This window comes from Leptolyngbya cf. ectocarpi LEGE 11479 (genome assembly GCF_015207065.1).
Classification (GTDB): domain Bacteria; phylum Cyanobacteriota; class Cyanobacteriia; order Phormidesmidales; family Phormidesmidaceae; genus Leptothoe; species Leptothoe ectocarpi.
The window spans coordinates 1-9052 of sequence record NZ_JADEXP010000267.1 but is presented as its reverse complement, the minus strand read 5'-3'; the positions used below and the strand labels follow the sequence as shown (position 1 = coordinate 9052).

General features: G+C 50.5%; 13 protein-coding genes. 7 read left to right on the top strand and 6 right to left on the bottom strand.

The features are described 5' to 3' along the window. Together IQ260_RS22315 and IQ260_RS22310 are read left to right on the top strand one after the other, a co-directional pair. Positions 1 to 343 (top strand): molybdopterin-dependent oxidoreductase (locus tag IQ260_RS22315; protein WP_193995292.1); only part of this gene is annotated, 343 nt, incomplete at its 5' end. A 109-nt stretch (positions 344 to 452) separates the two neighbouring features. Beyond that, positions 453 to 674: a hypothetical protein gene (locus IQ260_RS22310; protein ID WP_193995291.1), complete on the top strand. Its 222-nt coding sequence runs from the start codon at positions 453 to 455 to the stop codon at positions 672 to 674. Here IQ260_RS22310 and IQ260_RS22305 read toward each other — a convergent pair. Next, positions 671 to 1066, bottom strand: coding sequence for a hypothetical protein (locus IQ260_RS22305; RefSeq protein ID WP_193995290.1), 396 nt, complete (start codon positions 1064 to 1066; stop codon positions 671 to 673). The genes IQ260_RS22310 and IQ260_RS22305 overlap by 4 nt on opposite strands. Positions 1067 to 1925: 859 nt before the next feature. Here IQ260_RS22305 and IQ260_RS22300 point away from each other — a divergent pair. The 3 genes from IQ260_RS22300 (at position 1926) to IQ260_RS22290 (ending at position 3641) form a co-directional block, all read left to right on the top strand. Continuing rightward, the gene (locus IQ260_RS22300; protein ID WP_193995289.1) at positions 1926 to 2264 is read left to right on the top strand and encodes a hypothetical protein; all 339 of its coding nucleotides are present in this window, start codon (positions 1926 to 1928) and stop codon (positions 2262 to 2264) included. 55 nt (positions 2265 to 2319) lie between these two features. Continuing rightward, on the top strand, positions 2320 to 2790 hold the full coding sequence (locus tag IQ260_RS22295) for a YchJ family protein (RefSeq protein ID WP_193995294.1): 471 nt from the start codon (positions 2320 to 2322) through the stop codon (positions 2788 to 2790). A 146-nt stretch (positions 2791 to 2936) separates the two neighbouring features. Next, a complete protein-coding gene (locus IQ260_RS22290; RefSeq protein ID WP_193995288.1) occupies positions 2937 to 3641 on the top strand; it encodes a COP23 domain-containing protein in 705 nt (234 codons plus the stop codon). A 74-nt stretch (positions 3642 to 3715) separates the two neighbouring features. Here IQ260_RS22290 and IQ260_RS22285 read toward each other — a convergent pair whose 3' ends face one another. The 4 genes from IQ260_RS22285 to IQ260_RS22270 form a co-directional block, all read right to left on the bottom strand. Continuing rightward, a complete protein-coding gene (locus IQ260_RS22285) occupies positions 3716 to 4708 on the bottom strand; it encodes a cysteine synthase A (RefSeq protein WP_193995287.1) in 993 nt (330 codons plus the stop codon). A gap of 111 nt (positions 4709 to 4819) precedes the next feature. Beyond that, entirely contained in the window at positions 4820 to 5731 is a 912-nt protein-coding gene (locus tag IQ260_RS22280) for an ABC transporter substrate-binding protein (protein WP_193995286.1), read from the bottom strand. A gap of 187 nt (positions 5732 to 5918) precedes the next feature. Continuing rightward, positions 5919 to 6560, bottom strand: coding sequence for a peroxiredoxin (locus IQ260_RS22275; protein WP_193995285.1), 642 nt, complete (start codon positions 6558 to 6560; stop codon positions 5919 to 5921). 307 nt (positions 6561 to 6867) lie between these two features. Further along, on the bottom strand, positions 6868 to 7005 hold the full coding sequence (locus tag IQ260_RS22270) for a hypothetical protein (RefSeq protein WP_193995284.1): 138 nt from the start codon (positions 7003 to 7005) through the stop codon (positions 6868 to 6870). On the opposite strand from IQ260_RS22270, the gene IQ260_RS22265 reads away from it, so the two are divergent. Further along, positions 7004 to 7702 (top strand): response regulator transcription factor, encoded by a 699-nt coding sequence (locus tag IQ260_RS22265; RefSeq protein ID WP_193995283.1) that lies wholly within the window; start codon positions 7004 to 7006, stop codon positions 7700 to 7702. The genes IQ260_RS22270 and IQ260_RS22265 overlap by 2 nt on opposite strands. Before the next feature lie 87 nt (positions 7703 to 7789). Here IQ260_RS22265 and IQ260_RS22260 read toward each other — a convergent pair whose 3' ends face one another. Then, the gene (locus IQ260_RS22260) at positions 7790 to 8212 is read right to left on the bottom strand and encodes a DUF1824 family protein (RefSeq protein ID WP_193995282.1); all 423 of its coding nucleotides are present in this window, start codon (positions 8210 to 8212) and stop codon (positions 7790 to 7792) included. Between the two features lie 64 nt (positions 8213 to 8276). Here IQ260_RS22260 and radC point away from each other — a divergent pair. Beyond that, positions 8277 to 9052: RadC family protein (radC, locus tag IQ260_RS22255; protein WP_456152055.1), on the top strand; the 776-nt coding region annotated here is incomplete at its 3' end.

Genomic DNA, 9052 nt, shown 5'->3' with positions numbered 1-9052 from the left:
GGCCAATGAGCTGGCCTTCTTTGCCGTGGGCCTCTATGGACGCACCATGCCCAAACAGAATGGTGCCCCAATTCGGATGGTGGTGCCCTGGAAATATGGATTTAAAGGGGCCAAATCCATCGTCAAAATCGAATTTTTAGCAGAGCAGCCAGCCACTTATTGGAATACCATTTCGCCCAATGAATACAAATTTGAAGCGAATGTAGAACCAGAGGTATCCCATCCTCGCTGGTCGCAAAAGCGCGAACGCATGGTAGGTGAGGGCGATCCCTGGAACTGGGTCAAACGCGATACGTTAATCTACAACGGCTACGGAGAGTACGTAGCTGACCTGTATACCTGAGGCAAGAAGTATACCTGAGGCAAAGAGTCCATAACGAACAATTTGATTGGCCATGCCAGGGACTGAATAGATCTATAAATGATAAATACAACGGTCCTTGGCCATCCCTATGCATATTGCTGACCCCGACCATATTCATACCGTCTTGGCCTTTCCCTATCGCGGCGTAACGATTCAGATCGCCAGCGGCACCCACTTAGGGGTCAAAATTTACACAGCCTGGATTGATTATGCGACTGGTAGTGCAGTGGCTGTACCCAAAGCTTACAGCCGTAATGAAGCTATTCGCCGGGCAAAGCAGTGGGTGCTGCAGAAGTTTAGGTTCGACTAATCAATGGAGTCTTCAGAGCCCAGATCCTGAACAGAGGTGTTTTCGCCCTTCTTTTCTGGAACGAACAGTTTTTCCAAACGCTCTTTAGACCAGCTTTCGCTAACGAAGGAAACAGCACTGATTTCCTCTAGGCGTACTAACCATACGGTACGACGTGATACCTCATCATCGAGTTCGTCGTCGTCTTCAGGCTCATACACATGGACATAGACGATCTCAACACAGGTATCGTCTAGATAAACGGGAACACCGCTTAGCCCGCCCCAAGGAAGACGAACCTGAACCTCAGTGCCCTCTTGCATTGCTTCATCTAACCGCTGATGCAGGCGGCCGGAGTAGGACTGCTTTTTGTTATCTCCAATGAGGTAAGGCACTTGCCGATTAGTAGTCATGGCGATCCCTGTCAGCTAATGAACAAATCAGAGTAATCAACTCTTACTAATTACGGGGCAACTTTGATTGAACTCTTTTGAAGACCCCGTTGTCTGATGTTTGGTTTCTTTACGTTATCCAGGTAGCCAAACATCGATTCCAGAGCTATATCAGCAGTGAGCCTTAGCGCAATCATCCCGTACTTCTAGATTATCCAGTTGGCCTCAACGTGACAGTAAGGATTGCTGCACAATTGCTGATATAGAATCAATCTGGACCATGGGAGCTAGCTGTGATGTCCACTATAGCTACAGAAACAACTCCTTTTATTTCGTACAATCACTCAAATGGTTCAGAATCAATTTTGTTAAACTTAGCTAGCTTTAAATCAAGATTGATAACACTTTTGCAAAGTATGCTTGACCTTGGCACAAATCTTACTAATCGAAAGCTTTTGATATTTCTACGGAAGATATAGCCGAATATGCTGGGAACTAAGAGAGAATGCTGCTAATCAGCTTACTTTCAATATATACTCCTTACAAATCCATCTGGCTACCAGTTATTTCGGAACAGATCGAGGGAAAATTGAGTCTAGTTTCTTTTGAGGTGCTTTTATCACTTCAGTGATCACTTCGATAATCCATTGTTCATCTGAGCAACCAGTTTTTAACCTGGCCCATCAATATCCCCATAATTGTGCGCTCTGGCGCTAGGCTATTGATAATGCCTGTAGTAATGTGTGTAAGGTACACCCCTCATCCCGTAGACAGATAGCAACTTTTTCTTAGAGCGGTACACTCGGGTGTATGCTATCCCTAATCTTTTATGCTACAGCTGTAGCATAAAAGACATTTGTAAAATTCCTTAAACCGATTAATGAGCCTCAACACCAAGCTGCCCACAACTGATATGCAAGTCACCAGTATCCGGTTTGAACGGGAACTCATTGACAAGCTTAAGACCCTGGCAGGCAGTCGTGGGTATCAGTCGCTGGTGCGGGAGGTGCTTTGGGATTATGTCCGCCAAAATTCTGACGATCCTGGCTTTCAGATACAGCGTCAGCAGATTCGCTCGATTATGGCGGCTGAGGCCCTACGCCCTGAGCGCTGCGCCCTGACAGGTACGACCATTGAACCCCAGGAGGAAATGTGGCTGGCGTTTACGACGGATCATGAGTTGGTCCCGTTAAGCGTTGATAGTCTAGAAGAAGACTAGGCAGTGGGTGAGACTTGTTTCTGATGGTCTGACGGCTGTAGGTGAAGCCAGAATCATGTCTTCTAACGATCCATGTCCCTGTGGTAGCCAATGTCCCTATAGCAGCTGTTGTGAGCCTTATTTGACGGCTACAAGTGTAGCTCCAACGGCTGAAGCACTGATGCGATCGCGATACGTAGCCTACTGCCAGGGCAATGTAAAGTACCTGGTGGCTACCCGCCACCCGTCAACACGCAAGTTTGATGACCGCATTAACCTGATCAAAAGCGTAAAGGCCACGGTTTGGGAATTGCTTACCGTAGTCAGCACTCGCCAAGGCCGTCAGGCCGATACCAGCGGCTATGTAGAATTTGTAGCCGTCCATAGCCAGCCAGACTGGGGACAGCTCCACGAGCGTTCCAAATTTATCAAAGAAAATGGCTGCTGGTTTTATGTCGATGGCGAGCTGCTGCCACCGATATTGCCCAAGCGTAATCAACCATGCTGGTGCGGCAGCGGGAAAAAGTTTAAGCACTGCCATGGTTAACTGAATTTGCCACCTGCTTCTTTGCTACAGATTTGCTACAAATTGCGCAGCCAGTTTACGCACCGGTCCTAACTGAGTGCCCAGCTAGCTAAGCTACCATTACCCTTGGTATGGAGACATTGGTTATCATACGCAAGGAGTAAACCATGGGTTGGGCATCATCGCGTCAGACCGGCTGCAAATCTCTTCCGTTCTCTACAATTCTGTCGGTAGGTAAGGCTAGTATCCTTACCCTAGGCATTACTTTAGGGCCTATCGCTGGATTGGCCTTCGCCAACAATGGGGAAGAGACGCCTGAAACAGCCAGCTCTCGGTTTACCTGCGAGATTCAGGAGGGTGAGTACACAGTTATGTACCGTCCTAAGAGTGCGCCAGGACAAGCTTATCCTTGGGCAGTCCCGACAGAAATGGGCGGTGGCTGGACGCCCGAACTCCGCTGTGAAACCATTAGTGCCCGCTTAGAAGAGTACCGACCAGATGGCCTAGTGGAACTGCGTATCGACATTGAGAATGGCTATAACACGGTCTGTGCTACCACCGATGAAAATTTGGATGCTTGCCGGATTGTGTTTACCGTCCCTGTCGGTCAGGATCCTGTAACTACACGCGATGCCGTTTTTTCTAATATCACCCTAGCTGATGCTGGGACAGATACCAGTGCCGTTAATACGTTTGTTGGTAGTACTCGATTGCCGGGTACAGATTTGTTCGGGACAAGTATTTTGACAAATGAGACTTTAGGTACCCTCAATGAGATTTTAGGCACCGAGCAGCCGCGCGGCATTTACCTAAAACCCTATCTAGATCCCGCCGATGGTGGTACAGGCAGATATCTCAACCATACCCGATAAAACAAACCCGATAAAGTCATCCTCAACCAATATGTTGCCATGGAGCAAACGGTTGACAGTCGGTCACGCCTATCTTAAGCAGGTGGTAAGAGCTGGTCAGACCATAAACCTTTTGTCTCTAGCCATTCTCGGCTAAATAGCTTGGACTGGTAGCGAGAACCGCTATCGCATAATACAGTGACGATCGTATGACCGGGTCCCATTTGCTTGGCTAGAGCAACAGCCGCCCCTACATTAATCCCCACCGATCCGCCCATAAAGAGTCCATCTTTATAAAGGAGCTGATAAACCACCCGCAGCGCTTCGGGATCGTCAATGCGAATGGCGTCATCGGCAAGGGCTCCGGCCATGTTGCCGGTGACACGACCGTTACCGATGCCCTCAGTGATGGAGTTACCTTCAGACTTAATTTCACCTGTTTTGACATAGCTGTACAGGCCGCTACCCATGGGGTCAGCCACGACACATTTAATGTCAGGATTTTTTTCTTTGAGAAACATGGCAGTACCGGCATAGGTGCCACCGGTCCCCGTGGCCGCCACCCAAGCGTCCACCTTGCCATCAGTTTGCTGCCAAATTTCTGGACCGGTGGTGGCATAGTGGGCCTGACGGTTGGCTAGATTCTCAAACTGATTTGCCCAGATAGCATTATCCATGTCCTCGGCTAGCCGACCTGACACTTTGACGTAGTTATTGGGGTCGCGATAGGGCACAGCTGGCACCGTACGGACATCAGCACCTAAGGTGCGTAGCAGCTCAATTTTCTCCTGGGACTGGGTTTCTGGAATGATGATGACACACTTGTAACCCTTGGCATTACAGATATGGGTGAGACCAATACCGGTGTTGCCAGCAGTGCCTTCGACAACGGTGCCTCCTGGTTTTAAGAGTCCCTTTTTTTCAGCATCTTCGATGATAAATAGGGCGGCCCGATCTTTAACTGAGCCACCGGGATTTAGAAATTCGGCCTTGCCTAGGATTTCACAGCCCGTTTCATCGGAGAAACTATTGAGACGAATCAGCGGGGTGTTGCCAACGGTGCCAACAAAACCTTGCTTGATATCCATAGGAGCCTTTGTGCCGTAAATGTCGGGTGTGCAGTCTTTTTATCCTAATGGGGAATGGCACCTGGAACGCGCATAGGGGAACGAGAAAATACAATGTTTTATGACCACAGGCTATGGCCATAGGTTTAGGTCAACCGAGGTGTCCGGCATGGCATCAATCAGCCCAGCCTGGGCTAGCTGTTGGGCAGAGCGCTGCCATCGCGTCTGATCCAGCACACCTAGACGTTGGCGATCGCACTGCATATAGGTGGCAATCATCTTCAGAGACTCTACCTGATAGGTCATATCCTGATAGTCAGGTTCTACATAGCGATCAATTAAAAGCTGTGCCGTACTAGATGGATGGTTAATGGCCCAACGCCAACCAGCAAAGGTGGCCGTTAAAAATCGGTGTATCACTTCGGGCTGCTCGTGGACTAGCTGTACCGGAGCAAAAATAACCTGGCTGTAGGCATCAAACCCATAATCGCTAAATGTCAGTAGTACAGGGGCCTGACCTATACGCTGGGCAAACCGGATAGGTTCATCAAGGGCGTAGCACTGTACGGCATCAAACTCGCCATCGATCAGACGCTGATATTTATTTTGATAGGGAATTTCAATCGTGTTTACTCTAGCCGGAGCAATATTGTGGAGAGACAGCACCAGCTCTAGGGCTTTTTGACCATCACTGTGAACACCGATACGTTTGCCGATGAGCTGAGATAGGTCGTGCAGACCGCCATTGGGCAAGCTCATGAGGGACAGGGGCGATGCTTGGAGCATGGCTGCGATCGCAACCACCTCTACCCCTCTAGATTGAGCCGCCAAGATCAGCGACTCCTCCGCACAGCCAAGGGTATGGGGCTGAGATACAACCGTCTGCACCACATCCAAATCGGGTGGCGCTGGGTTAAGCGTTACCGTCAACCCCTGGCGCTGATAGTAGTTACGAGCCTGCGCCACACACAGTCCTGCAAACTGAGCATTAAGCCGCCAGTCCAGCTGCATCGTCAGCGGCTGAGGTCTAAGGCCAGGGATCATACCGACCCCGGCTTGTAAAAATGTACGACGTGAGAGCAACAGTAGCTTGAGAAAAAGGGCTAGCCTATCAGTGTAGCGGGAAGCTAAACATCAAAGCCCCCAAACTTGGGGGTTTGGGGGCCTGAATAACCGATAGCTTTTACCGAAAACGTCCTTAAGTTCTAGCCAAGCCAGACTACTTATTGACCTACTTGTTAGGCTGAGGCGTCATCCGCAGATAGGGCTTAACTTCAGTAACGCCCTTAGGAAACTGCTTCTTGGCATCTTCAGTAGAGATCGAGGGGACAACCACACAGTCGCCACCGTCTTGCCAGTTAGCCGGAGTCGCCACCTTGTGGTAGTCAGTCAGCTGCAGTGAATCAATCACCCGTAGAATCTCGTCAAAGTTACGACCGGTGCTAGCAGGATACGTAATCGACAGACGCAGCTTCTTATTGGGGTCGATCACAAATACGGAGCGTACGGTCAGCGTATTGCCTGTGCTGGAGTTGGGGTGAATCATGCCGTACAGCTCGGACACCTTTTTGTCCTCATCGGCCAGGATGGGATAGTCAACATTGGTGCTCTGGGTTTCGTTGATATCACCAATCCAACCGTTGTGGGAGTCTACGCCGTCAACGCTCAGCGCAATTGTCTTAACATTACGCTTGTCAAACTCAGCCCGATACTTAGCAACCGTGCCTAGCTCAGTGGTGCAAACGGGGGTGTAGTCAGCCGGGTGGGAGAAAAGCACAACCCAGCTATCGCCAGCCCACTCGTAGAAATTGATATCGCCAGCGGAAGATTTTTGAGTAAAGTCTGGGACCTGATCGCCTAGTTGAAGAGCCATAACCGAATTTCCTGATTGTTTCCTTAGATCTAAATGGTTGGAGCAAAGCCTTACGCCGAGGCTAGTTTGGCTAAGCATCCCATAAACCCCGGTATTCCGCTCGGAGTTTAGATGATTCTTAATCATCCTATCGTGAAAGGACTCAAATGGTATCAGCAGCAGCAGTTGCCTACGCGTAATTCTGTATATTTTTTAACTTTATGGCGATCGGCATAATCGACTGAAATATAGGGCTGTCAGGGTACCTGCTAATACGATCTGGCTACAATTTGCCTGCAACCTAGCAGACGCTATTGACGGGTAAATGTCAGGGATCGGTATTAATGGGATAGGATTTTTCAGGGTTGGGGATTAGACACAGGGGAGTAGGCCCCATGGGATGGTTCCATGGGGATGCCCCAATACCGATTAAGCTTAGAAACTGTAGCGTCAAAGGAAAAACCATGGCAGAGGCACCGAGACGAGTCCTGTTAGTCGATGATGAACCCGGTCTGCGCGAGGCGGTTCAAGCCTATTTAGAAGATAGTGACTTTCAGGTGCGCACCGCCAGCAATGCCACTGAAGGTTTAGAGCTATTACAGCAGGAAGCTCCAGATGTGCTGATTTCGGACATTATGATGCCCGAGGTGAATGGCTATGAGTTTCTCAAGCAGGTACGTGAGGATCCTCGCTATAAGTCACTGCCGGTGATTTTTCTGACGGCTCGGGGCATGACTAGCGATCGCATCCAGGGCTACAACGCTGGCTGTGATGCCTATTTATCGAAACCCTTTGACCCCGAAGAGCTGGTGGCCATGGTCAGCAACCTGATTGAACGACAGGCGGCCCGCACACCGGAGGCCGGAGCTACCCCCGATATTGCCGCCATGGCTCGGCAAATTGAAGAGATCAAGGCCCTGCTGACCCAGCGCGGCACGATTCCCCAAAAAACGTCCCCCATTCGGATTGATTTAACTCCTCGCGAACAGGATGTGCTCAATCTGGTGGCAGAAGGTCTGATGAATAAGGAAATTGCCAGCCGTTTGGGTACAACGGTACGCAACGTTGAGAAGTATGTCAGCCGATTATTTGGCAAAACAGGGACCAACAGCCGCACCGAGCTGGTGCGGTTTGCTCTGGAGCATGGGTTGGTGACTACATAAGCTTTGACGTCGGGCTAACGTAACCGTCCCACGAACAACCAGCGTCCCCTTCGACTCCGCTCAGGGGGCGCTTACGGCTTAAAAACCCTAGTCAAACAAGTCTAGAGGAAACGGCCCGTAGGTACCATTGACCAGCTCATACTCGGGTTCGCTAGCGTGAAAAGATACTAGGACACCCCGATTAGGACCGACATAATCGTCCAGATACCACGCACCTTTGAGGGTATTGAACTTGATATAGACTGGGCCGTCCCGTGGGGGCAGGTCCAGGGTAATGGGACGGGCTAATTTCCCAACATAGGCTTCTGTGGCCGTGATACCAGCAGCCAGAGTATCTGTACAGATGCCGAGGGTTTCATAGTCGGCTAGGTCGCTAAACCACAGCAGCGCATTAATGACGTCTTTCTTTTGAGCAGCCGCTAGCTGAGGGGGAGCCACTAGACAGCTAAACTGTCCCAGCTGCTGACGGACCTTTTTGATATTGGCGGGAATGGGTTGGAGATGGGGCATCACCCTTAGGTAACTAAACAGCTCACGATGATTTCGTGGGAATGGAGTTGCTATCGGAGAACTGATGGGCTCACTAAAGCAGGGTGCTGCTGTCCGACAGCGCATTGCCCATTATGCCACTGAGTCTACGCCTATGACACGCCTGTGCGATCGCAAGACCCCACGCTACAATCTGCGGGTCAAAGACATGCCAATAGACCAGCGGCCTCGGGAGCGGCTGATGGCCTATGGAGCCAAAAATCTGACCCTGGCTGAGCTACTAGCGCTTTTACTGGGCACCGGGGTCAGTCGAGGCAACAAGCTGTCGGCAGTTAACCTGGGGCAGTATATTCTCAATCAGCTGGCCTGGGAAGGGACATCCGCCCTGGATGCCTTGCGCAACGTCACCCACCAGGAGCTGATGACGGTCCCCGGTGTGGGCGAAGCCAAGGCGACCACTATCTTAGCGGCCCTGGAGCTGGGTAAACGGGTTTTTCAAAACCGTCCTGCCGAGCGTACACTGGTGGACGATCCCGCTGTAGCAGCGGCGGCCCTCAGCCAAGATCTCATGTGGCAATCCCAGGAGAGATTTGCGATCGCGCTACTCGATGTCAAGCATCAGCTCCTGGGGACTAAAATCATCTCCCTGGGGACCGCCACCGAAACCCTAGCCCATCCCCGTGAGATTTTTCGGGAAGTAATCAAACAGGGAGCCACCCGCGTGATTGTGGCCCATAATCATCCATCCGGCAGCCTAGAACCCAGTGAAGCTGATTTAGACTTAACCCGTCAGCTACTAGACGCCGCTACTATTTTGGGAATTCCCCTATTAGATCATCTCATTCTTGGCAATGGAGACTT

Bases quoted from the DNA above. Each gene is read 5' to 3' on its own strand.
- IQ260_RS22310 (WP_193995291.1), top strand. From the start codon at position 453: ATGCATATTGCTGACCCCGACCATATTCATACCGTCTTGGCCTTTCCC.
- IQ260_RS22305 (WP_193995290.1), bottom strand. From the start codon at position 1,066: ATGACTACTAATCGGCAAGTGCCTTACCTCATTGGAGATAACAAAAAG.
- IQ260_RS22300 (WP_193995289.1), top strand. From the start codon at position 1,926: ATGAGCCTCAACACCAAGCTGCCCACAACTGATATGCAAGTCACCAGT.
- IQ260_RS22295 (WP_193995294.1), top strand. From the start codon at position 2,320: ATGTCTTCTAACGATCCATGTCCCTGTGGTAGCCAATGTCCCTATAGC.
- IQ260_RS22290 (WP_193995288.1), top strand. From the start codon at position 2,937: ATGGGTTGGGCATCATCGCGTCAGACCGGCTGCAAATCTCTTCCGTTC.
- IQ260_RS22285 (WP_193995287.1), bottom strand. From the start codon at position 4,708: ATGGATATCAAGCAAGGTTTTGTTGGCACCGTTGGCAACACCCCGCTG.
- IQ260_RS22280 (WP_193995286.1), bottom strand. From the start codon at position 5,731: ATGATCCCTGGCCTTAGACCTCAGCCGCTGACGATGCAGCTGGACTGG.
- IQ260_RS22275 (WP_193995285.1), bottom strand. From the start codon at position 6,560: ATGGCTCTTCAACTAGGCGATCAGGTCCCAGACTTTACTCAAAAATCT.
- IQ260_RS22265 (WP_193995283.1), top strand. From the start codon at position 7,004: ATGGCAGAGGCACCGAGACGAGTCCTGTTAGTCGATGATGAACCCGGT.
- IQ260_RS22270 (WP_193995284.1), bottom strand. From the start codon at position 7,005: ATGGTTTTTCCTTTGACGCTACAGTTTCTAAGCTTAATCGGTATTGGG.
- IQ260_RS22260 (WP_193995282.1), bottom strand. From the start codon at position 8,212: ATGCCCCATCTCCAACCCATTCCCGCCAATATCAAAAAGGTCCGTCAG.